21 protein-coding genes and 1 riboswitch are annotated in these 21,132 nt (G+C 71.3%); of the genes, 9 read left to right on the plus strand and 12 right to left on the minus strand.

Annotated elements, in window-relative coordinates:
- Positions 1-5: 5 nt before the first annotated feature.
- The 3 genes from ABEB06_RS11130 to ABEB06_RS11140 all read right to left on the minus strand — a co-directional run bounded on the left by ABEB06_RS11130 (position 6) and on the right by ABEB06_RS11140 (position 3,228).
- Positions 6-1,367, minus strand: coding sequence for an aminotransferase class V-fold PLP-dependent enzyme (locus ABEB06_RS11130; RefSeq protein ID WP_345696671.1), 1,362 nt, complete (start codon positions 1,365-1,367; stop codon positions 6-8).
- Positions 1,368-1,414: 47 nt separating this feature from the next.
- Positions 1,415-1,532: riboswitch (SAM riboswitch) on the minus strand.
- Between the two features lie 67 nt (positions 1,533-1,599).
- Positions 1,600-2,673, minus strand: coding sequence for an anthranilate phosphoribosyltransferase (gene trpD, locus ABEB06_RS11135; protein WP_345696672.1), 1,074 nt, complete (start codon positions 2,671-2,673; stop codon positions 1,600-1,602).
- A gap of 129 nt (positions 2,674-2,802) precedes the next feature.
- Positions 2,803-3,228 carry a response regulator gene (locus ABEB06_RS11140; protein WP_345696673.1) on the minus strand — a complete coding sequence of 142 codons (426 nt, stop codon included), beginning with the start codon at positions 3,226-3,228 and terminating at the stop codon, positions 2,803-2,805.
- A 288-nt stretch (positions 3,229-3,516) separates the two neighbouring features.
- Here ABEB06_RS11140 and ctaE point away from each other — a divergent pair, with 288 nt between their 5' ends.
- From ctaE to ABEB06_RS11165, 5 genes are all read left to right on the plus strand, one after another.
- Entirely contained in the window at positions 3,517-4,137 is a 621-nt protein-coding gene (gene ctaE, locus ABEB06_RS11145) for an aa3-type cytochrome oxidase subunit III (RefSeq protein WP_345696674.1), read from the plus strand.
- Between the two features lie 88 nt (positions 4,138-4,225).
- Positions 4,226-5,050, plus strand: coding sequence for a cytochrome bc1 complex diheme cytochrome c subunit (gene qcrC, locus ABEB06_RS11150; protein WP_345696675.1), 825 nt, complete (start codon positions 4,226-4,228; stop codon positions 5,048-5,050).
- Positions 5,047-6,111, plus strand: a complete 1,065-nt coding sequence (gene qcrA / locus ABEB06_RS11155; RefSeq protein ID WP_345696676.1) for a cytochrome bc1 complex Rieske iron-sulfur subunit — start codon at positions 5,047-5,049, stop codon at positions 6,109-6,111. Before qcrC ends, qcrA begins: the two co-directional genes overlap by 4 nt.
- The gene (gene qcrB, locus ABEB06_RS11160) at positions 6,108-7,769 is read left to right on the plus strand and encodes a cytochrome bc1 complex cytochrome b subunit (protein WP_345696677.1); all 1,662 of its coding nucleotides are present in this window, start codon (positions 6,108-6,110) and stop codon (positions 7,767-7,769) included. The genes qcrA and qcrB overlap by 4 nt, the downstream gene beginning before the upstream one ends.
- A 78-nt stretch (positions 7,770-7,847) precedes the next feature.
- Positions 7,848-8,222: a GntR family transcriptional regulator gene (locus tag ABEB06_RS11165; RefSeq protein ID WP_345696678.1), complete on the plus strand. Its 375-nt coding sequence runs from the start codon at positions 7,848-7,850 to the stop codon at positions 8,220-8,222.
- Here ABEB06_RS11165 and ABEB06_RS11170 read toward each other — a convergent pair.
- From ABEB06_RS11170 to ctaC, 4 genes are all read right to left on the minus strand, one after another.
- A complete protein-coding gene (locus ABEB06_RS11170; protein ID WP_425559769.1) occupies positions 8,219-9,439 on the minus strand; it encodes a L,D-transpeptidase in 1,221 nt (406 codons plus the stop codon). The two genes, ABEB06_RS11165 and ABEB06_RS11170, sit on opposite strands and share 4 nt — an antisense overlap.
- Before the next feature lie 197 nt (positions 9,440-9,636).
- Positions 9,637-10,053, minus strand: coding sequence for a cytochrome c oxidase subunit 4 (locus tag ABEB06_RS11175; RefSeq protein ID WP_345696680.1), 417 nt, complete (start codon positions 10,051-10,053; stop codon positions 9,637-9,639).
- A complete protein-coding gene (ctaD, locus tag ABEB06_RS11180; protein WP_425559609.1) occupies positions 10,053-11,828 on the minus strand; it encodes an aa3-type cytochrome oxidase subunit I in 1,776 nt (591 codons plus the stop codon). The genes ABEB06_RS11175 and ctaD overlap by 1 nt, the downstream gene beginning before the upstream one ends.
- On the minus strand, positions 11,825-12,676 hold the full coding sequence (ctaC, locus tag ABEB06_RS11185) for an aa3-type cytochrome oxidase subunit II (RefSeq protein WP_345696681.1): 852 nt from the start codon (positions 12,674-12,676) through the stop codon (positions 11,825-11,827). Before ctaC ends, ctaD begins: the two co-directional genes overlap by 4 nt.
- 306 nt (positions 12,677-12,982) lie before the next feature.
- Between ctaC and ABEB06_RS11190 the strand changes: the two genes are divergently transcribed.
- On the plus strand, positions 12,983-14,350 hold the full coding sequence (locus ABEB06_RS11190) for a cysteine desulfurase/sulfurtransferase TusA family protein (protein WP_425559610.1): 1,368 nt from the start codon (positions 12,983-12,985) through the stop codon (positions 14,348-14,350).
- A gap of 104 nt (positions 14,351-14,454) precedes the next feature.
- On the opposite strand, the gene ABEB06_RS11195 is transcribed toward ABEB06_RS11190, so the two are convergent.
- The gene (locus ABEB06_RS11195) at positions 14,455-15,432 is read right to left on the minus strand and encodes a carbohydrate kinase family protein (protein WP_345696682.1); all 978 of its coding nucleotides are present in this window, start codon (positions 15,430-15,432) and stop codon (positions 14,455-14,457) included.
- Between the two features lie 228 nt (positions 15,433-15,660).
- Between ABEB06_RS11195 and ABEB06_RS11200 the strand changes: the two genes are divergently transcribed.
- Positions 15,661-15,879: a hypothetical protein gene (locus ABEB06_RS11200; RefSeq protein ID WP_345696683.1), complete on the plus strand. Its 219-nt coding sequence runs from the start codon at positions 15,661-15,663 to the stop codon at positions 15,877-15,879.
- A 103-nt stretch (positions 15,880-15,982) separates the two neighbouring features.
- Entirely contained in the window at positions 15,983-16,564 is a 582-nt protein-coding gene (locus ABEB06_RS11205) for a hypothetical protein (RefSeq protein ID WP_345696684.1), read from the plus strand.
- A gap of 72 nt (positions 16,565-16,636) precedes the next feature.
- Here the strand turns inward: ABEB06_RS11205 and ABEB06_RS11210 are convergent, their stop codons facing one another.
- Positions 16,637-16,990, minus strand: a complete 354-nt coding sequence (locus tag ABEB06_RS11210; protein WP_253799021.1) for a HesB/IscA family protein — start codon at positions 16,988-16,990, stop codon at positions 16,637-16,639.
- Positions 16,991-17,197: 207 nt separating this feature from the next.
- Here ABEB06_RS11210 and ABEB06_RS11215 point away from each other — a divergent pair, with 207 nt between their 5' ends.
- Positions 17,198-18,079: a GNAT family N-acetyltransferase gene (locus ABEB06_RS11215; RefSeq protein ID WP_345696685.1), complete on the plus strand. Its 882-nt coding sequence runs from the start codon at positions 17,198-17,200 to the stop codon at positions 18,077-18,079.
- 10 nt (positions 18,080-18,089) lie between these two features.
- Here ABEB06_RS11215 and ABEB06_RS11220 read toward each other — a convergent pair whose 3' ends face one another.
- The 3 genes from ABEB06_RS11220 to ABEB06_RS11230 all read right to left on the minus strand — a co-directional run bounded on the left by ABEB06_RS11220 (position 18,090) and on the right by ABEB06_RS11230 (position 21,126).
- The gene (locus tag ABEB06_RS11220) at positions 18,090-19,472 is read right to left on the minus strand and encodes a pyridoxal phosphate-dependent decarboxylase family protein (protein WP_345696686.1); all 1,383 of its coding nucleotides are present in this window, start codon (positions 19,470-19,472) and stop codon (positions 18,090-18,092) included.
- A 178-nt stretch (positions 19,473-19,650) separates the two neighbouring features.
- Complete coding sequence (locus ABEB06_RS11225; RefSeq protein ID WP_345696687.1) at positions 19,651-20,115, minus strand: Lrp/AsnC family transcriptional regulator; 465 nt, start codon at positions 20,113-20,115, stop codon at positions 19,651-19,653.
- Positions 20,116-20,199: 84 nt separating this feature from the next.
- Complete coding sequence (locus tag ABEB06_RS11230) at positions 20,200-21,126, minus strand: NADP-dependent oxidoreductase (protein ID WP_345696688.1); 927 nt, start codon at positions 21,124-21,126, stop codon at positions 20,200-20,202.
- Positions 21,127-21,132: the final 6 nt, after the last annotated feature.

The following is a 21,132-nucleotide window of genomic DNA, read 5'->3' on the forward strand; positions in this document are numbered from 1 at the left end:
CGGGCTCACCTGCCCGAGGTGTCGGCCACGCAGCGGCCGTCCTCGTTGCGGTAGGTCCACTTGGCGCCGTCCGCGACCAGCTCGCGGACGGCCGCCAGGAAGCGGTCCACGTGCTCCTCGGGGGTGCCCGCGCCGAAGCTCACCCGGATCGCGTTCAGGCTCCGCTCGCCCGGCAGCGACGGCTCCGGCGCCCCGCACTCGCTCGGCGCGGCCTCCTCGCCGCCCAGCAGGGTGCGCACCAGCGGGTGCGCGCAGAACAGCCCGTCGCGGACGCCGATCCCGTACTCGGCGGAGAGCGCCGCCGAGAAGTGCGAGCTGTTCCAGCCCTTCACCACGAACGACAGCACGCCGACCCGGGCGGCGTCCTCGCCGAACAGGCTGAGCACCCGCACCTCGGGCACCTCCGCCAGGCCCTTCTTCAGCTTCTCGACCAGCTGCTGCTCGCGGGCCTCCAGCTCGTCGAAGCCCGCCTCGCCCAGCGCCCGGCAGGCGGAGGCGATCGCGTAGGCGCCGATCACGTTCGGCGAGCCGGCCTCGTGCCGGGCCGGGCCCTGCTGCCACTCCACCGCGACCGAGCCGTCCACCTCGCGCGCCACCGTCCGGCTCGCCCCGCCGCCGGCCAGGTACGGCTCGGCCGCGTCCAGCCAGTCCGCCCGGCCCGCCAGCACACCGGCACCGAACGGGGCGTAGAGCTTGTGGCCGGAGAAGGCGATCCAGTCCACGTCCAGCTCCCGCACCGACACCCGGTGGTGCGGGGCGAGCTGGGCCGCGTCCAGCACCACCCGGGCGCCGTGCCGGTGCGCGACCCGGGTCAGCTCGGCGACCGGCCAGAGCTCGCCGGTGACGTTGGAGGCGCCGGTGACGCAGAACAGCTTGGGGCCCTCGGGGGCCTCGGCCAGTGCGGCGTCCAGGGCGGCGACCGCCTCGGCGTGCGAGCGCGGGGCGCGCAGGTACGACACCGTCAGGCCCTCGCGGCGCCACGGCAGCAGGGAGGCGTGGTGCTCGGTCTCGAACGCGAACACCCGGGTGCCGGCCGGCAGCACCCCGGCAAGCAGGTTCAGCGAGTCGGTGGTCGCCCGGGTGAAGACCACCTGGTCGCCCGCGCGCAGGTCGAGGAAGTCGGCGACGGTGCGGCGGCTCTGCTCGAACAGGTCGGTCGACAGCTGCGAGAGGTAGCCGGCGCCGCGGTGCACGCTGCCGTAGTACGGGGCGTAGGCGGCGATGTCGTCCCAGACCCGCTGCAGGGCGGGCGCGCTGGCGGCGTAGTCGAGCGCGGCGTAGCCGACCTTCTCGCCGGAGGCCAGCGGCACCTGGACGTCGTGGCCGAGCACGGCGAGGGGGGCACAGATCTCGGTGGAAACGGCCATGGGATGCACTCCTCCTGGGGTAAGGACCCCGGAGTGCATCGACCGGTGGTCCGCGCTTGCCGCGCGGACGGATCGCCGCGAAGCCCGGTCCTCACCCAGGGCACCCCGCCACGGACGGAGGGTTGCCGGACAGCAAGCTGGGGCTTGTCGCTGCCACTCATGACCTAGTGCCAGACCATAGCATGATCTTCGGGGGCTCCGCAGCCCCCGAAGACCACGCGTCGTTCGAGGGCTACTTGGTGGTCGCCTCGGCCCAGCGCTTCAGGGTGGCCTCGGCCGCGCCGGAGTCGATCGCGGCCACCGTGCGCTCCATCGCCGCGGCGATCTGCTCGGCCAGCGGAGCGTCCGTCAGGTCGAGGGCGACCAGCGCCGCCGCGCTGTTCAGCACCACGGCGTCGCGCACCGGGCCGCGCTCGCCGGCGAACACCCGGCGGGCGACGCCCGCGTTGTACTCGGGGTCGGCCCCGCGCAGCGCCTCGATGCCCACCAGGTCGATCCCGACCTCGCGCGGGTCGAACTGCGTCTCGGTGACCGCGCCGCCCCGCACCACCCAGACGTGCGAGGTGGTGGAGATCGTCAGCTCGTCGAGCCCGTCGTCACCCCGGAACACCAGTGCGCTCGCACCGCGGGCGGCGAGCACGCCGGCGATCAGCCCGGCCAGCCGGGTGTCGAAGCAGCCGATCGCGTGTGCGGTGACCCGGGCGGGGTTGGTCAGCGGGCCGAGGATGTTGAACGCGGTCGGCACCCCGAGGTCCCGTCGGGCCGGGGCGGCGTGCCGCATCGCCGGGTGGAAGCGGGCCGCGAAGCAGAAGGTCAGCCCGACCTCCTCGGCGATCTCGGCGACCCGGCGGGTGCTGACGTCGGGGCTGATCCCCAGCTTCTCCAGCACGTCGGTCGCGCCGCTGGCGGACGAGGCGGCCCGGTTGCCGTGCTTGACCACCTTGGCGCCGGCGGCGGCCGCGACCACCGCCGACATGGTGGAGATGTTGACGGTCTTCGCCCGGTCGCCGCCGGTGCCGACGATGTCCACCGCGGGGCCGGGGATGTGCAGCGGCTCGGCGTGCGCGTACATCGACTCGACCAGACCGGAGACCTCCTCGACGGTCTCGCCCTTGGCCCGCAGCGCGACCATGAAGCCGGCCACCTGGGCGGGGCTGGCCTCGCCGCTCATGATGCGGTCCATCGCCCAGGCGGTGTCCGCCCGGCCGAGGTCCTCGCCGCGGAGCAGGACCGACAGGACGTCCGGCCAGGTGCGGACCACCTGCGCGGGGTCGCTACCGCCGTTCGCAGAGTGCACGTTCACCATGGCCGTCTCCAGCTCGTCTCGGTACCGGCGGAAGGCCGCCGGAAGGATGTGAGCCAGCCTAGCGAGAGCGGCGGGAGCGATGCGGGCCGTTCCCGACCCGCATCTCTCCAGGTGAGACAGGTCCGACCGTCAGTGGTGCGCGGGCGTCCGGCGGGCCACGCGGGCGGTCAGCAGCGTGGTGGCCGCCGAGGCCAGCGCCACCGGGTCGACCGGGTGCGAGACGGCGGCGTCGGCCCGGCTCCAGGCGGCCAGCCAGGAGTCCTGCGGGCGGCCGATCAGCACCAGCACCGGCGGGCAGCCGTAGATCTCGTCCTTGAGCTGCCGGGTGAGTCCGAGCCCGCCGGCCGGCACGGCCTCGCCGTCCAGCACGCAGAGGTCGACGCCGCCGCGCTCCAGCGCCTTCAGCACGGCCGGGGTGGTGGCGCACTCCAGGTACTCGATCGCGGGGAGGTCCGCGGCGGGCCTGCGGCCCAGCGCCAGGGTGACCTGCTCACGGGTGTTGCGGTCGTCGCTGTAGACGAGAACGGTGAGCGTCTCGTCGGTCGTGTGCGCCATGGGCCCTGCTCCCGGGTGCTCGTCCTCTTATATGTGCCGCTCCGAACGGCCCAGTGTGATCCGGACCACGTTCACTGCGGATGCTACTCCCGCGCACCCCCGCCCGTGAGCCCCTGACGCGATCTCCTTCAACGCGCCACGCCCGCCGGTCACCCGCCCGGGGGACGCCGCCACCGCCAGACCGAACAACCATCAGAAAACGGACGGAGCCCCAGGTGGGCATACCGCACGCACCGGACACTCCGAGGGAGACCCCCCGGCGTGAAGACGGAATAAGGGACCGACATAATGTCCGTCGTGGCGACAGCAACAGCAACAGAAACCGGACACGCGCACGGAGCGGTCAACCGGCCGAACCTGGTCAGCGTGGGAACCATCGTCTGGCTGAGCTCGGAGCTGATGTTCTTCGCGGCCCTGTTCGCGATGTACTTCACCCTCCGCTCCGTCAAGGGCGCAGAGTACTGGCACGAGAAGGCCGAAGCCCTCAACGTGCCGTTCTCCCTGACGAACACCATCATCCTGGTGCTCTCGTCCCTGACCTGCCAGATGGGCGTCTTCGCCGCCGAGCGCGGCGACGTGAAGAAGCTCCGCTCGTGGTTCTACATCACCTTCGTGATGGGCGCGATCTTCATCGGCGGGCAGATCTTCGAGTACACCGAGCTGGTCAAGAAGGACGGCCTGTCGCTGTCCTCGGACCCGTACGGCACGGTCTTCTACCTGACCACCGGCTTCCACGGTATGCACGTGACGGGTGGTCTGATCGCCTTCCTGCTGGTCCTCGGACGGACCTACGCGGCGCGGCGCTTCACGCACGAGCAGGCCACCGCCGCGATCGTGGTGTCGTACTACTGGCACTTCGTCGACGTCGTGTGGATCGGCCTGTTCGCGACCATCTACCTGATCAAGTAACCAGCCGACCACGCCCCTGACCCGGTCTCAGCCGCCGGGACGTCGGGGCGGGCCGGCTGTCGACCGATCCTGACACCGGGGTTATTCCGTGAAAAAGCTCTCCGCACGACGGCGCCACCCACTGGCAGCGCTGGTCGTCCTACTTCTCGCCCTGGCGGCCACCGGGGGGCTGTACGCCGCGTTCGCGCCCGCCGAGAAGGCGCAGGCCGACACCTCCGCGCAGTCGCTCGCGATCGACGAGGGCAAGAAGCTCTTCGCCGTGGGCTGCTCCTCCTGCCACGGCCTGAACGGCCAGGGCTCCTCCGACGGTCCGAGCCTGGTCGGCGTCGGCTCCGCCGCGGTCGACTTCCAGGTCGGCACCGGCCGCATGCCCGCGCAGCAGCCGGGTGCCCAGGTCCCGCGCAAGAAGGTCATCTACTCGCAGACCGAGATCGACCAGCTGGCCGCCTTCGTGGCCTCGCTCGGCCCCGGCCCGGTCGTCCCCAAGGAGGAGGCGTACACGCCCTCCACCGACCCGGCCGTGGCCGGTGAGGAGATCTCCAAGGGTGGCGAGCTGTTCCGCACCAACTGCGCGCAGTGCCACAACTTCGCCGGTCAGGGTGGAGCCCTGACCAACGGCAAGTACGCCCCCTCGCTGGAGGGTGTCGACCCGAAGCACATCTACGAGGCCATGCAGACCGGCCCGCAGAACATGCCGTCGTTCCCCGACACCACCATGCCGGAGGAGCAGAAGCGCCAGATCGTGGCCTTCGTCCGCCACACGACCAATGACGAGCCCAACCCCGGCGGTCTGACCCTGGGCAGCCTCGGTCCGGTGACCGAGGGCCTGTTCGGCTGGATCTTCGGTCTCGGCCTCCTCATCGTCGTCGCGATCTGGGTCGCCGCCCACACCACCAAGGCCAAGAAGTCATGAGCCACGACACTTCCGACAACATGCCCGAGGCGCACGACGCCTCCCACGGCGCGGTCGCCACCCACGGGGACCCGTTCGCCGACCCGGGCCTGCCGGCCCACGAGCCGCGTCGCACCGACATCGACGAGCGGGCCGCCAAGCGCGCCGAGCGCCAGGTCTCCCTGCTCTTCATCGTGTCGATGCTGGCCACCATCGGCTTCATCGCCTCGTACGTGGTCTTCCCGATCGACGAGATCGTCTACATCTTCCCGATCGGCCACGTCAGCTCGCTCAACTTCGCCCTGGGCCTGACCCTCGGCGTGGCGCTGTTCTGCATCGGCGCGGGCGCAGTCCACTGGGCCCGCACGCTGATGTCGGACCACGAGCTGCCCGCCGAGCGCCACCCGATCGAGGCCGACGACGAGCTGCGCGCGGACGTCATCGAGCAATTCAAGACGGGTGCCGCGGAGTCCGGCTTCGGCCGCCGCAAGATGCTCCGCAACACGCTGATCGGCTCGATGGCCCTGGTGCCGCTCTCCGGTGTCGTGCTGCTGCGCGACCTGGGCCCGCTGCCGGAGCAGAAGCTCGCGCACACCGGCTGGGACAAGGCGACCCCGCAGAACCCCATCGCGCTGGTGAACATGAACACCAACAAGCCGATGAAGGCCGAGGACATCATCCAAGGGTCCCTCACCTTCGCCAAGCCCGAGGGCCTGGAGGAGGACGCCGAGGACTTCCAGGTGCAGATCGCCAAGGACGCGCTGATGCTCGTCCGGATCGCCCCGGAGGACATCAAGGACAACCAGTCCCGTGAGCTGGGCTTCGAGGGCATCCTGGCCTACTCGAAGATCTGCACCCACGTCGGTTGCCCGATCTCGCTGTACGAGCAGCAGACCCACCACGCGCTCTGCCCCTGCCACCAGTCGACCTTCGACCTGGCGGACGGCGCTCGCGTCATCTTCGGCCCGGCCGGCCACCCGCTGCCGCAGCTGAAGATCACCACCGATGAGCAGGGCTACCTGGTCGCCACCGGCGACTTCGACGAGCCCGTCGGCCCGAGCTACTGGGAGCGTCCGCGATGAGCAGCGCAAGCGGCACCAGCACCGGTGCAACCAAGCCGAGCAGTACCCGCGCCAAGCCCGCGAACAAGGTCGAGTCGGCCGCGGACTGGGTGGACGGCCGCCTGGGCATCTACACCCTGGCCAAGTCCAACCTGCGCAAGATCTTCCCGGACCACTGGTCCTTCATGCTCGGTGAGATCTGCCTCTACACCTTCATCATCATCATCCTCACGGGCGTCTACCTGACGCTGTTCTTCAAGCCCAGCATGGCCGAGACCGTGTACCACGGCTCGTACGTGCCGCTGAACGGCATCCGGATGTCCGAGGCGTACGCCTCGACCATGAACATCTCGTTCGAGGTCCGCGGTGGTCTGCTGATCCGTCAGATCCATCACTGGGCCGCGATCGTGTTCGTCGCCGCGATGCTCGTGCACATGATGCGCGTGTTCTTCACCGGCGCGTTCCGCAAGCCGCGCGAGATCAACTGGCTCTTCGGCGCCGGTCTGCTCTTCCTCGGCATGTTCGACGGCTTCATGGGCTACTCGCTCCCGGACGACCTGCTCTCCGGTACGGGTATCCGCTTCATGGAGGGCGCGATCCTGGCGGTGCCGATCGTCGGCAGCTACCTGGCGATGTTCCTGTACGGCGGCCAGTTCCCCGGCACCGACATCGTGCCGCGGTTCTTCACCATCCACGTGCTGCTCATCCCGGGCATCATGCTGGGCCTGCTGGTGGCGCACCTGATCCTGGTCTTCTACCACAAGCACACCCAGTTCGCGGGTCCCGGCCGGACCGAGAAGAACGTCGTCGGCATGCCGCTGATGCCGGTCTACATGGCCAAGGCCGGTGGCTTCTTCTTCCTGGTGTTCGGTGTCATCGCGGCGATCTCCGCCATCGCCACCGTCAACCCGATCTGGGCGTACGGCCCGTACCGTCCGGACCAGGTGTCCACCGACGCGCAGCCCGACTGGTACATGGGCTTCTCCGAGGGCCTGATCCGCGTCATGCCGGGCTGGGAGATCTCGGTCTGGGGCGGCCACACCCTCAACCTGGGCGTGTTCATCCCGCTGATGGTCTTCCCGCTGGTGCTGGCCGTCATCTGGCTGTACCCGTTCGTCGAGGCGTGGGTCACCAACGACAAGCGCGAGCACCACATCGCCGACCGTCCGCGCAACGCGCCGGTCCGCACCGCCTTCGGTGCCGCCTGGATCTCGCTGTACCTGATCCTGCTCGCCGGTGGTGGCAACGACCTGATCGCCACCCACCTGCACCTGTCGATCAACACCATCACCTACGCGGTCCGCATCGGCTTCTTCGTCGTCCCGGTGGTCGTGTTCGTGATCACCAAGCGCTGGTGCCTCGGTCTCCAGCGCCGCGACAAGGAGAAGGTGCTGCACGGCCGCGAGTCGGGCATCATCAAGCGCCTGCCGCACGGTGAGTTCATCGAGGTCCACGCCGAGCTCTCGGCGCAGGACAAGTTCAAGCTCACCGCGCACGAGCAGCCGCAGCCGATCGAGCTGCCCGCCGAGGTGGACGAGAACGGCGTCGCCCGCAAGGCCGGCGTCCTGGCCAAGACCCGCTCGAAGCTCTCCGAGGGCTTCTACGGCGAGTCCGCCCAGATCGCCAAGCCGACCGCCGAGGAGCACGCGGAGATCACCAGCGGCCACGGCCACCACTGATCAGCCACTGATCGCCACAGCCTGAGGGCCCCCTCGCCGAGGGGGCCCTCAGCGCATTCCAGGAGCGGAGCCACCCCCATGCAGTTGACGATCGACCACGACTCCCCCACGCCCCCGTACGAGCAGATCCGCCACGCGGTCGCCGAGCAGGCCCGCACCGGCACGCTGCCGGTCGGCACCAAGCTGCCCACCGTCCGCGCGCTGGCCGAGCAGCTGGGGCTGGCCGCCAACACGGTGGCCCGCGCCTACCGCGAGCTGGAGACGGACGGCGTGGTGGAGACCCACGGCCGGCGCGGCACCCTGGTCGCCGCCACCGGCGACACCGCGCACCGGCTGGCCGCCGCCGCGGCCGCCGCCTACGCCGAGCGTGCCGAACGCCTGGGCCTCTCCCTGGAGGAGGCCCAGGCGTCCGTGCTCACCGCCCTGGACGTCGCCTACCGGCAGCGTTCCTAGGTCTGCGGCGCCAGCGCGCTCTGCACGCCGTTCCCGGTGGCCGCCGCCGTGGAGACCGGTGCACCGAGCGCGCTGTGCTTCACCCACTCGGCCCACGGGACGTTCCAGTCGCCGAAGCCGTTGCCGAACGGCTCCATCTCGTGGCCCTTGCTGTTGACCACCTGGACGATGTCGCCCACCCGGGTGTTCTGGAAGAACCAGTGCGCGTTCTCGGTCGACATGCCGGTGCAGCCGTGGCTGACGTTGTCCTTGCCCTGGGAGCCCACCGACCAGGGCGCGGCGTGCACGTACTCGCCGCTCCAGGTGACCCGGGTCGCCCACTTCACGTCCAGGTCGTAGGACTCGCTGCTGCCCGCCGCGATGCCGATGGTCTCGCCGCTCATCCGGACGTCGGCCTCCTGGCCCAGCACCACCTTGATGCCGTTGCGGGTGGAGAAGCCGGGCTTGCCGGTGGTCACCGGGATGGTGTTCACCAGCTGCCCGTTGCGGCGGTAGGTCAGCTGGTGCGCGGCGGCGTCGACCACCGCCTCCACCCGGTCGCCGGTCTTCAGCGACAGGGTCTGCGCCTCGCCGCCGTACAGGCCGTCGGATATCCGCACGCCGGCCCGGTCGAAGGCCAGCTGCACGGTGGCGTTGGCGGGCCAGTACTCCTGCGGGCGGAAGTGCAGTTCCTTGTCGTCCACCCAGTACCAGGCGCCGGTCACGGCGGGCTGGGAGACGACGGTGAGGCCGCGTTCGACCTCCTGGCGGGCCGCCGGGTCCTTGACCGCCTCGGAGAGCTTCACGGTGAGCGGCTGGCCGACGCCGTAGACGCCGCTGCCGGAGGAGTCCGGGCCGAGCTCGGCGGTGAGCAGGTCCTGCGCCTGCTGGGTGGTGAAGGTGGCGGTGGTCTCGCCGCGGCCGCCCTTGCCGTCGTCGGCGGCGACCTTCACGGTGTAGCGGGTCCCGGCCCTCAGATGGCCGGTGGTCTTCCAGCTCTGCTGGTCGGCGGCGAGCTCTCCGGCGACCAGCTGTCCGTCCGGCCCGGTGACCGTGACGTCGGTGATCCTGGCGCCGGGCTCGGCGGTGACGGTGAAGGGCTGGGAGGGGTCGACCAGCTCGGCCGCGGAGGTGTGCACCAACCCGGCGGCGTCGACCTGGTGGAAGGTGGTGCCCGCCGTCTCGTTCCCGCCCGTGCTCTCCGCGGAGCAGGCCACGAGCGGCGTCAGAACGAGCAGGGCCACCGCGAGGGAACGAGCGCTGGTGCCTATTCGACCTATTCGAGTGCCGTTCAACGGAACCTCCCTGGGTCCGATCTGACTCGAAGCGTATGAACGGCTCATCCGTTCGGCACTCCGACTGATCCTTCCGGGGGAACGGCGACGGGCCGGGCCCCCCCGAAGGGAAGCCCGGCCCGCCGTGGTGCGAGGGGAACCTACTGGTTCTGGTTCTCGCCCCGGTAGAACTCGAAGACCCAGCCGTACAGGCCGATCAGGATGATCGGGATCGACCAGTAGAGCAGCCACCAGCCGAAGATGACCCCCAGGAAGGCGAGGGCGCCACCGATGGCCAGCGACAGCGGCTGCCAGCTGTGCGGAGCGAAGAAACCGACCTCGCCGGCGTCGTCCGCGACCTCGGCCTCGGGGTTGTCACCGGCACCGGTGTCGACCCGCTTGGCGGTGAAGCCGAGGTAGAAGCCGATGAAGGCGCACAGGCCGAACGCGAGGAACAGCGCGGTGGTGCCGGCCGCCTCCAGACCCGTGTCGGAGTTCATGGTCCACAGGCCGTAGACGATCGCCATCACCAGGATGAAGGCGGCGAAGCCCATGAAGATCTTGCCCTGCTCCTTCATCAGGCGTCGCCCTCCTTCTTGCCCTTGCCCAGCTCGGGACGGTCGTACTGCGCGGGGGTCACACCGGCGAAGTGGCTGGCCGGCTCACCGTGGTTCTCCAGGTAGTCCAGCGCCGCGATCTCCGGGTGGTGCAGGTCGAACGCCGGGGATTCGGAGCGGATCCGCGGCAGCGTGGTGAAGTTGTGCCGCGGCGGCGGGCAGGCGGTGGCCCACTCCAGCGAACGGCCGTAGCCCCACGGGTCGTCGACCTCGATCTTCTCCCCGTACTTGGCGGTCTTCCAGACGTTGTAGAGGAACGGCAGGATCGACAGGCCGAGCAGGAAGGAGCCGATGGTCGAGATGGTGTTCAGCGTGGTGAAGCCGTCCGAGGCGAGGTAGTCCGCGTAGCGACGCGGCATGCCCTCGGCACCCAGCCAGTGCTGCACCAGGAAGGTGGTGTGGAAGCCGATGAACAGCGTCCAGAAGGTGATCTTGCCGAGGGTCTCGTCCAGCATCTTGCCGGTCATCTTCGGCCACCAGAAGTGGAAGCCGGCGAACATCGCGAAGACGACGGTGCCGAAGACCACGTAGTGGAAGTGCGCGACGACGAAGTACGAGTCCGAGACGTGGAAGTCGATCGGCGGGGAGGCCAGCAGCACACCGGTCAGACCACCGAAGAGGAAGGTGACCAGGAAGCCGATCGTCCACAGCATCGGGGTCTCGAAGCTGAGCGAGCCCTTCCACATGGTGCCGACCCAGTTGAAGAACTTCACACCGGTCGGGACCGCGATCAGGAAGGTCATGAAGGAGAAGAACGGCAGCAGCACCTGGCCGGTGACGTACATGTGGTGCGCCCACACCGTCACGGACAGACCGGCGATCGCGATGGTGGCCGCGATCAGGCCGGAGTAGCCGAACATCGGCTTGCGGCTGAAGACCGGGACGATCTCCGACACGATGCCGAAGAACGGCAGCGCGATGATGTACACCTCGGGGTGACCGAAGAACCAGAACAGGTGCTGCCACAGCATGGCGCCACCGTTGGCCGGGTCGAAGACGTGCGCGCCGAACTTGCGGTCGGCCTCCAGCGCGAAGAGCGCGGCGGCGAGGACCGGGAAGGCCAGCAGCACCAGCACGGCGGTCAGCAGGACGTTCCAGACGAAGATCGACATCCGGAACATCGTCATGCCGGGGGCGCGCATGCAGATGATGGTGGTGATGAAGTTGACCGCACCGAGGATCGTGCCGAAGCCGGAGAAGGCCAGACCCATGATCCACATGTCGGCGCCGACGCCCGGCGAGCGGACCGCGTCCGACAGCGGCGAGTACGCGAACCAGCCGAAGTCCGCCGCACCCTGCGGGGTGAGGAAGCCGGCCACCGCGATGACCGAGCCGAACAGGTACAGCCAGTAGGCGAACATGTTCAGGCGCGGGAAGGCGACGTCGGGGGCGCCGATCTGCAGCGGCATGATCCAGTTCGCGAAGCCCGCGAAGAGCGGGGTCGCGAACATCAGCAGCATGATCGTGCCGTGCATGGTGAACGCCTGGTTGAACTGCTCGTTCGAGAGGATCTGCGTCCCCGGACGGGCCAGCTCGGCGCGCATGACCAGGGCGAGGATGCCACCGATCAGGAAGAAGGCGAACGAGGTCGCCAGGTACATCGTGCCGATCGTCTTGTGGTCAGTGGTGGTCAGCCACTTGATGATCGCGTTGCCCGGCTTGCGGACGCGCTGGGCGCCGGCCGTGACGGCCCCGGAGCCCCCGCCGGCCGCAGCGGGCTCGTTGAGGATAGTCACTTCTCACCTTCAATGCCCGTGATGCCGGAAGGCACCGCGCCGGCCTGGCCCTTGGCCCGCAGCTCCTTGAGGTGCTGCTCGTACTCGTCGTGCGTCACGACCTTGACGTTGAAGAGCATGCGCGAGTGGTCGACACCGCACAGCTCCGCACACTTGCCGCGGTAGGTGCCGAGCGCGGTCGGGGTGACCTCGAACTCGTTCACCACGCCGGGCACGACGTCCATCTTCATCAGGAAGTCGATCGGCCAGAAGTCGTGGATGACGTCCCGCGAGGTGAGGCGGAACTTCACCGACTCGTTCACCGGCAGCCACAGCGTCGGCTCGTCCTGCGGGGTGCCGACGTCGTACGCGGCGGTCGTGCTCGACGGGTCGGGAGTCTCGGAGTTCTCGTAGTTGAACGCCCAGCTCCACTGGAAGCCCACCACGTTGATGGTGTGCTGCGGCTTGGCAGACACCTCGGTCAGGCGGGCCTCGTCGCGCGCGACGAAGTAGAACAGCACCGAGACGATGACGAGGGGGACCGCGGTGTACAGCGCCTCGATGGGCACGTTGTACCGGGTCTGAGCGGGGATCTCCACCTTGGTGCGGCTGCGCCGGTGGAAGATCACGCTCCAGAGGATCAGACCCCACATCAGTGCGCCGACCACCAGTGCCGCGATCCACGAGCCCTGCCACATGTGGAGGACCAGGGGGCCTTCCTGCGTGACGGGCGTCGGGAGGCCAAGCCTGGGGAGGTCGTTGGCCGAGCAGCCGGTGGCGGTCGCGATGACGAGGCCCAGTGCCAGCGCCTGAGGCAGCTTCCGCCGCATCGTGCGCCGCGGCGAGCGGTCGGAGCCGTTGGGACTCACGTAGCGCCTTCCCGAAGTCTCGCCCGCGACTCGCATCACCCCGGGAGTCGAGTCCTCCCCGGCGACCCGGTCACGGGCACGGTTTGAATGCTTATGCGGGCCAAACGCTACTCCATCCTTATGCGGCACTCACGAGCAGCCCCCGCTAACGCGCCGCCCGGGTACCCGATAAGCCCCCACAGGGGTGGAGTCGCAGGTCATCGCAGCCGTAAGAGGGTCGCACGCCCGATCGGGGGAGGCCATTGCGACACGCGGGTGACGGACCGTCGGGAGCCCGTCCGGGGCCTTTCCGGTACGCCTGATTGGATGGGTTCCGTGCACTACTTCGACGTCGCGTCAACCGCCCCGCTCCACCCCGTCGCGCGGCAGGCGCTGACCGCCGCGCTCGACGAGGGCTGGGCCGACCCGGCCCGGCTCTACCGGTCGGGCCGTCAGGCCCGGATGCTGCTGGACGCCGCCCGGGAGACCGTCGCCGAGGCGCTCGGCGCCCGGCCCGACGAGATCTCCTTCACCGCCAGCGGCACCCAGGCCGTCCAGCTCGGCATGCTCGGCGCGCTGCGCGGCAACCGGCGGCGCGGAGCGCACCTGGTGCACTCGGCGGTGGAGCACTCCAGCGTCCTGCACGTCGCGGAGCGGCACGGGGCCGAGGGCGGTTCGGTCACCGCGGTCGGCGTGGACCGGCACGGCCGGGTGGCGCCCGGGGCCTTCGCCGCCGCCGTCCGGCCGGACACCGCGCTGGCGGTGCTGCAGTCCGCCAACCACGAGGTGGGCACGGTGCAGCCGGTCACCGAGACCGCCGAACTGCTCGGCGAGGTCCCGCTGCTGGTCGACGCCGCGCAGAGCGCGGGCCGGGCGGCGGTGCCCGGCGGCTGGTCGCTGCTGACCGCCAGCGCGCACAAGTGGGGCGGACCGGCGGGCGTCGGGGTGCTCGCCGTCCGCAAGGGCGTCCGCTGGTCCTCGCCGCTGCCCGCCGACGAGCGGGAGCGCGGCCGGGTGCCCGGGTACGTCAACGTGCCGGCGATCGTCGCGGCGGCCGCCTCGCTGCGGGCGGTGCGGGCCGAGGCGGCCGCCGAGGACGCCAGGCTGCGCGCGCTGGTCGACCGGATCCGGGCCCGGGTCCCGGGCTCCGTGCCCGAGGTGGAGGTGGTCGGCGACCCCGTCCACCGACTGCCGCACCTGGTCACCTTCTCCTGCCTGTACGTGGACGGCGAGGTGCTGCTGGGCGAGCTCGACCGGGCCGGCTTCGCCGTCAACTCCGGCTCGTCCTGCACGTCGAGCACCCTGACACCGAGCCACGTGCTCGCCGCGATGGGCGTCCTGACCGAGGGCAACGTCCGTGTCTCGCTGCCGCTCGGGGTGGCGGAGGAGGCGGTCGACCGCTTCCTCGACGTCCTGCCCGGGATCGTCGCCGGCGTCCGCGCCCCGCTCGGCCTCGACCTCCCCGCGCCGGAGGCCACGGTCGGGACCCTCGTCGTCGACGCCCTGGGCAAGCGCTGCCCGGTCCCGGTGATCGAGCTGGCCAAGCGGATCGGGGACGTCCCGGTCGGCGGCACGGTCGTCGTGCTGGCCGACGACGCGGCGGCCCGGCTGGACATCCCGGCCTGGTGCGAGATGCGGGGCCACGAGTACTTGGGCGCGGAGGGCACTCGCTTCACGGTTCGACGGACGTTCTGAGAGCGGGGCTCGGGGAACCGCGAGGCCGACCACGCGGACGGCCCTACGTGCGCTGTCGGCCGATCACGGGTTGGCCTCGCGGTTCCCCGAGCCCCCCGGTGAACTCACCGTGCGAGCTTGGCCGTGACCTCGGCGGCTGCCGTGTCGCCGTAGGCGGCGGTGAAGCGCTCGATGAAGTGGCCGCGGCGGAGCTCGTACTCCTGGGTGCCGACGGTCTCGATCACCAGGGTGGCGAGCATGCAGCCGATCTGGGCGGCGCGCTCCAGGCCGAGCTCCCAGGAGAGGCCGGCGAGGAAGCCGGCGCGGAAGCCGTCGCCGACGCCGGTGGGGTCGGCCTTGCGCTCCTCCGCCGGGCAGCCGACGGTGATGTCGGGCTCGCCCTTGCGCTGGATGCGGACGCCCTTCGCGCCGAGCGTGGTGACCCGGGTGCCCACCCGGTCGAGGATCTCCTCCGCGCCCCAGCCGGTCTTGGTCTCGATCAGCGCGGCCTCGTACTCGTTGGTGAACAGGTACGCGGCGCCGTCCACGATCTCCCGGATGTCGTCGCCCTCCAGGCGGGCCAGCTGCTGGGAGGGGTCGGCGGCGAAGGCGAACCCGCGGGTGCGGCACTCCTGGGTGTGGCGGACCATCGCGGCCGGGTCGTCCGCCCCGATCAGCACCAGGTCCAGCCCGCCGACCCGGTCGGCGATCGGCTTGATCTCGATCTGCCGGGCCTCGGCCATCGCCCCGGTGTAGAAGGACGCGATCTGGTTGTGGTCCTCGTCGGTGGTGCACATGAAGCGCGCGGTGTGGCGGGTCTCCGAGATGTGCACGGAGTCGCAGTCCACGCCGTGGCGCTCCAGCCAGCTGCGGTACTCCTCGAAGTCGGCACCGGCGGCGCCGACCAGGATCGGGCGCAGGCCGAGCACGCCCATGCCGAAGGCGATGTTCGGGGCGACGCCGCCGCGGCGGATGTCGAGGGCGTCCACCAGGAAGGAGAGCGAGACGGTGTGGAGCTGCTCGGCGACCAGCTGATCGGCGAACCGGCCGGGGAAGGTCATGAGGTGATCGGTGGCGATCGAGCCGGCGACGGCGATACGCACGGGGGTCTCCTTGGGCGGCCCGGAGGGGCCGAGAGCTGCGGCAACAACTCACCCACGGTACAGGGCGGCGGCCGGGCGGCCGGTACGCCCCGAACAGGTACTACCCCCGAGTAGACCTGGTCTGTCGCGACGGGTCGGCCTAGGGTCGACAGCGGCGGGGCCTTTCCGCCCGCCCTCTTGAGGTCCGCGGCAGCGTCGCCGCGGCCCGGCGATCGGAGCGTTGAACCGATGAAGCCCAGTCACTCCGCCGGTTGGATCCCGAGCACCCCGCGCGGCGACGCCGACCCGGACTCCCTCGAACTGCTGCTCTCCTCCTCGCGCCGGCTGGTCCGGTTCTGGCCGCCGGCGGAGACCCGGCCGGAGCCGTACCCGCCGCTGTCGACGGGGGTACGGGTGCCGGCCGAGGCCCGCCGAGTGGTCGCGGGGATGGCCGAGTACGGCGGCTGACCCCGGGCGCGGCACCCGGACGGAACCGAGTTCCTCCCGAGCACGTCAAACCCGGGCAGTGCCGCCGCAGCGCGCTGCACGACCCTCGGGAGGAACGCAGACCATGGACGAGCACAGGACCACCTCGAACCGCCGCCGGGCCGCCGTCATGGCGGGTGCACTGCTGGCCGCCGGCGTGTTGACCGCGTGCGGGAGCGGGTCGGGCGGTTCGGCGTCGAGCGCGGGAGCGAGTGTGAGCGGATCTCCGAGCAGCAGTGCCCCGTCCTCGCCGGCGCCGGGCAGCCCGTCCGCGAGCGCGTCGCCCGCGCCGTCGGCGAGCGCCTCGCAGCCGACCCCGCAGCCCACCACGCCGGGCATCGCGGTCGGCGAGCCGGACCCGACCGCGGTGAAGATCCCCGCCACCGGGTACCGGCTGGACAGCCCGACGTCGATCACGGTCTTCTTCGAGGCCGGCATCTGCGACAAGTACGGGCTGAAGGTGGAGGAGGACACTCCCCCGATCCTGAAGGTCCGGGTGGTGATCACCCAGACGGCGCCGCGCGGCCAGGCCTGCCCGCAGGTGGTCAAGGCGCAGCAGGTGACCGCGACGCTGACCAAGCCGGTGAAGAGCGGCGCGGTGGTCGATCTGGCCTCCGGCCAGCAGCTGTCGCCGAACTCCTCGGTCCCGGCGGGCGGGCCGCGCTAGCCGCGGCCCCGGACGTGCCACGAGGGCGGCCCCGGTCGGTGGGACCGGGGCCGCCCTCGTGGTCGTTCGGGCTTAGCTGAACGAGTCGCCGCAGGCGCAGGAGCCGGTGGCGTTCGGGTTGTCGATCGTGAAGCCCTGCTTCTCGATGGTGTCGACGAAGTCGACCGTGGCGCCGCCCAGGTAGGGGGCGCTCATCCGGTCGGTGACGACCTTGACGCCGCCGAAGTCCTTGACGACGTCGCCGTCAAGCGAGCGCTCGTCGAAGAACAGCTGGTAGCGCAGGCCGGAGCAGCCGCCGGGCTGCACGGCGACGCGCAGCGCGAGGTCGTCGCGGCCCTCCTGGTCCAGCAGGGCCTTGACCTTGCCCGCGGCGGCATCGGTGAGGAGGATGCCACTCTCGACGGTGGTCTCGTCCTGGACGGTCATGCTTACTCCCGGTCTGTGACGACGTATGTGCCGCCAGTGCAAACCAGCGGCCTCCCGGATTCATTTCCGGTCGGTGGTGCGTTCGGGGGACGTTTTCGTCGCCCACTCCCCCACGCACTCCATGCTCGCACACCGCCGGAGGGTGGTCACGGTCCCGTCCGGGCAAACCGCCCCCGCCGGGGCCGCCCGCGGACCAGGATGGACCCCGTGATGGTTCGCCCGCTCCGAGACACCGCGGCTGACGCCGAAGCCGTCCTGGCGGTCGCCCGGGCCGCGTTCGCCGACCTCGACGGGCGGTCGCCCGACGAGCCCGTGACCGCCGCCGGCGCGCGGCGCGAGGTGCGCAACGCCGCCCGGGCCCGGCACCTCGCCCGCACCGACCCGGACGGCTGCTGGCTGGCCGAGCACGAGGGCGAGCCGGTGGGCGCGGCGCTCTCGCTGCGGCGGGAGGGCCTGTGGGTGCTCACCCTGTTCGTGGTCCGGCCGGAGGCCCAGGGCAACGGGGTCGGGCGGCTGCTGCTGGAGCGGGCCGCCGCGTACGGGCGGGGGTGCCTGCGCGGGATGCTGTGCGCCTCGCCGTCACCGGCGGCGGCCCGGCGGTACCGGAAGGCCGGGTTCACCCTGCACCCGGCGATGCGGCTGACCGGGGCCGTCGACCGGTCCGGGCTGGTGGACCCGGGCGACATTCCGGTGCACCCGGGCAACGCGACCCAGCTGCACCTGCTCGACTCGGTGGACCGCCGGCTGCGCGGCTCGGCGCACGGCGTCGACCACGGGTTCATGCTCGCCCACTTCGAGGAGCTGCTGGTGGTCGACGCCCTGGCCGGCAGCGGCTACTGCTACCGGGACGGCGGCGAGGTGGTGCTCCTCGCCGCCACCTCCAAGCGGATCGCCGCCCGCCTGCTGCGCGAGGCGCTGGCCCGCGTCCCGGAGGGCACCGAGGCCTGCGTCCAGTTCCTCACCGCCGAGCAGGAGTGGGCGGTGGACGTCGGCCTGGAGCTCGGCCTGGGCCTGCAGACCCGCGGCTACCTGGCGGTGCGGGGCATGAAGCCGCCGAGCCCGTACGTGCCGAACGGCGGCTTCCTGTGAGTCCCGCGGCTCACTTCATGGTGTCGAGGATCTCGTTCACCATCTCCATCGTGGTGCCCGGGTGCAGGAAGGCGAAGCGGGCGACCGTCTCGCCGTCCCAGCCGGTGGGGGTGACGAAGCCGATCTGGTCGGCGAGCAACTGCTGGGACCAGCGGTAGTAGTCCTCGTTGGTCCAGCCCTTGCGGCGGAAGCAGACCGCGGAGAGCTGCGGGTCGTGGAGCAGCTCCAGGTGGTCGCTGTCGCGGATCACCCCGGCGGTGTCCCGGGCCAGCGCGAGGCCGGTCTCGATGGCGTCGGTGTAGGCGTCGGTGCCGTGCACCGCGAGCGAGAACCAGAGCGGCAGGCCGCGGGCGCGCCGGGTCAGGTGGTAGGCGTAGTCGGTGGGGTTCCACTCGTCGCCCTCGGTGTGCAGGACGTCCAGGTAGGAGGCGTCCTGGGTGTGCACGGCGCGGGCGAGCTGCGGGTTGCGGTAGATCAGCGCGGCGCAGTCGAACGGGGCGAACAGCCACTTGTGCGGGTCCACCACGAACGAGTCGGCGTGCTCGATGCCGTTGTAGCGCTCGCGCACCGAGGGGGCGAACAGGCCGGCGCCGCCGTAGGCACCGTCCACGTGGAACCACAGGCCGCGCTCCCGGGTGACCTCGGAGAGGCCCTGCAGGTCGTCGACGATGCCCTCGTTGGTGGTGCCGGCGGTGCCGACCACCGCGATCACGGGCGAGCCAGAAGGATCGGTCGCAGTCGGGTCGGCGGCCAGCGCGGCGCGCAGCGCCTCGCCGGTGAAGCGGCGGTCCACGGTCGGCACCACGAAGGCCTCGACGCCGATGATGTTGAAGGTGTTCTTCACCGAGGAGTGCACCTGGTCGGCGACGGCGATCCGCAGCCGGGCCTCGGGGCCGACGCCCAGGCGGCGGCGGGCGGTGTCGCGGGCGACGACCAGCGCCGAGAGGTTGCCGGCCGAGCCGCCGGAGACGAAGGTGCCGCCGGCGCTCTCCGGCAGGCCGGCCCGGTCCGCTATCAACCGCAGCACCTGGTTCTCGGCGGCGATGGCGCCGGCCGCCTCCAGCCAGGAGATGCCCTGCAGCGAGGCGCAGGAGACGACCATGTCGAAGAGCAGGGCGGCCTTGGTCGGCGCGCACGGGATGAAGGAGAGGTAGCGCGGGCTGTCGGCGGAGATCACGGCGCGGGAGAGCTCGTGGTCGTAGAGCTTGAGCACGTCCGCGGGGTTGTTGCCGTGCGCGTTCAGCAGGCCGTCCAGGTGGCGGCGCAGGTGTTCGCCGTCGCCGGGGTGGTCGAGCGGGACGGGGTTGTACTGCAGCCGCTCGCGCATGTAGTCGAAGACGAGGTCGACCAGCTGGTTGTCGGGCCGGTGCATGCGGTCGGGGGCTGCGAACACGGGTGTGCCTCTCGCTGCTGAGGGTGTCGGGGCGCCCGGTACTGAGGGGGTGTCCGGACATGATCAGCGTAGGCAGCGGGGGGGCACGGGCGCGCGTCGGAACGGGGCCGCGCGGGGCAGCTTTCCGGCGTTTTCGGGAGCCGTGCGCAGGAATCCTGCGCGCCGGAAACGGAGGGCGTCAGCCGATCAACCGGGAGAGGACCACCGAGCTGCGGCTGCGTTGCACGCCCGGCTCCTTGCGGATCCGCTCGATCACGGCCTCCAGGTGCCGGGTGTCGGCGGCGCGCAGGTGGACCAGCGCGTCCGGGTCGCCGGTGACCGTCCAGGCGGCGACCACCTCGGGGAACTGCCGCAGGCTGGCCAGCAGCTCCTCGGGCGAGGTCCGGGCGCGGCAGTAGACCTCGACGAAGGCCTCGGTGCGCCAGCCGAGCAGCGTCGGGTCGAGGACCACGGTGAAGCCGCGGACCACGCCGCGGGCCCGCAGGCGGTCGATCCGGCGGCGGACGGCGGTGGCCGAGAGGTTGGCGAGCAGGCCGATCTCGGCGTAGGAGGCGCGGCCGTCGCGGCTGAGGTGCTCCAGCAGCAGGCGGTCGGTGTCGTCCAGCGGCGCCCCGGCCAGGTCGGGCGGTACATGAGTGCTCATGGCCAGGGCTCCACGGTGGTGCGTACGAGGGTGTGCGAGCCGGGAGAAACGACTCTGCGGGGCCATTCTCGCCGAAGTCGGCCCTCAATCCACCAGAAGGACGATCTTGCCGCGGGTGCGGCCCTCGGCGTTGAGCGCCTGGGCGGAGGCGGCCTGGGAGAGCGGGAAGGTGGAGACGACGGGGACGGTGAGCCTGCCGTCGTCGGCGAGGCGGGCGAGTTCGGTGAGGTCGGCGTGGTCGGGGCGGGCCCAGACGTAGTGGCCGCCGAGTGCGGCGACCCGGTAGTCGGCGACCGAGGCGATCCGGCCGGGGTCGGCGACCAGTTCGGCGGAGGTCTCCACGGCGTCGCCGCCGACCAGGTCGAGGGCGGCGTCCACCCCGCCGGGGGCCAGCTCGCGGACCCGGTCGGCGAGGCCGGGGCCGTGCGCGACGGGTTCGGCGCCGAGGCCGCGCAGGAAGTGGTGGTTGCGCTCGCTGGCGGTGCCGATCACCCGGCAGCCGCGCGCCTTGGCGATCTGGACGGCCAGGCAGCCGACCCCGCCGGCGGCGGCGTGCACCAGGACGGTCTCCCCCTCCCGCACGGCGAGCGCCCCGACCAGCGCCTGGTGGGCGGTGAGCCCGGCCAGCGGCAGGCCGCCGGCCTGCGCCCAGCCGAGCGCGGCGGGCTTGCGGGCCAGGGTGCGCACCGGGGCGGCGACCAGTTCGGCGTACGTGCCGTGCTCGACCCAGTCCTTGCGGACGTAGCCGATCACCTCGTCGCCCGGCCGGTACTCGGTGACGCCGCCGCCGACCGCCTGCACGACACCGGCGCAGTCGAAGCCCATGACGAGCGGGAAGTGGGCGTCCAGCATGCCGTCCAGGTGCCCGTCCCGGATCTTCCAGTCGACCGGGTTGACGCCGGCCGCCCGCACCCGGACCAGGACGGAGTCGGGCCCGATCTTCGGGTCGGGGAGCTCGGTGTACTCGACCACCTCGGGGCCGCCGTAGCGGTGGATCGCGATTGCCTTCATGCCGTC

The sequence above is a fragment of the Kitasatospora terrestris genome (assembly GCF_039542905.1).
Lineage (GTDB): Bacteria > Actinomycetota > Actinomycetes > Streptomycetales > Streptomycetaceae > Kitasatospora > Kitasatospora terrestris.

What these genes read in the sequence shown, in the direction of transcription:
- ABEB06_RS11130 (WP_345696671.1), bottom strand. Translation starts at nt 1,367, where the DNA reads ATGGCCGTTTCCACCGAGATCTGTGCCCCCCTCGCCGTGCTCGGCCAC.
- trpD (WP_345696672.1), bottom strand. Translation starts at nt 2,673, where the DNA reads ATGGTGAACGTGCACTCTGCGAACGGCGGTAGCGACCCCGCGCAGGTG.
- ABEB06_RS11140 (WP_345696673.1), bottom strand. Translation starts at nt 3,228, where the DNA reads ATGGCGCACACGACCGACGAGACGCTCACCGTTCTCGTCTACAGCGAC.
- ctaE (WP_345696674.1), top strand. Translation starts at nt 3,517, where the DNA reads ATGTCCGTCGTGGCGACAGCAACAGCAACAGAAACCGGACACGCGCAC.
- qcrA (WP_345696676.1), top strand. Translation starts at nt 5,047, where the DNA reads ATGAGCCACGACACTTCCGACAACATGCCCGAGGCGCACGACGCCTCC.
- qcrB (WP_345696677.1), top strand. Translation starts at nt 6,108, where the DNA reads ATGAGCAGCGCAAGCGGCACCAGCACCGGTGCAACCAAGCCGAGCAGT.
- ABEB06_RS11165 (WP_345696678.1), top strand. Translation starts at nt 7,848, where the DNA reads ATGCAGTTGACGATCGACCACGACTCCCCCACGCCCCCGTACGAGCAG.
- ABEB06_RS11175 (WP_345696680.1), bottom strand. Translation starts at nt 10,053, where the DNA reads ATGAAGGAGCAGGGCAAGATCTTCATGGGCTTCGCCGCCTTCATCCTG.
- ABEB06_RS11190 (WP_425559610.1), top strand. Translation starts at nt 12,983, where the DNA reads ATGGGTTCCGTGCACTACTTCGACGTCGCGTCAACCGCCCCGCTCCAC.
- ABEB06_RS11200 (WP_345696683.1), top strand. Translation starts at nt 15,661, where the DNA reads ATGAAGCCCAGTCACTCCGCCGGTTGGATCCCGAGCACCCCGCGCGGC.
- ABEB06_RS11205 (WP_345696684.1), top strand. Translation starts at nt 15,983, where the DNA reads ATGGACGAGCACAGGACCACCTCGAACCGCCGCCGGGCCGCCGTCATG.
- ABEB06_RS11210 (WP_253799021.1), bottom strand. Translation starts at nt 16,990, where the DNA reads ATGACCGTCCAGGACGAGACCACCGTCGAGAGTGGCATCCTCCTCACC.
- ABEB06_RS11225 (WP_345696687.1), bottom strand. Translation starts at nt 20,115, where the DNA reads ATGAGCACTCATGTACCGCCCGACCTGGCCGGGGCGCCGCTGGACGAC.
- ABEB06_RS11230 (WP_345696688.1), bottom strand. Translation starts at nt 21,126, where the DNA reads ATGAAGGCAATCGCGATCCACCGCTACGGCGGCCCCGAGGTGGTCGAG.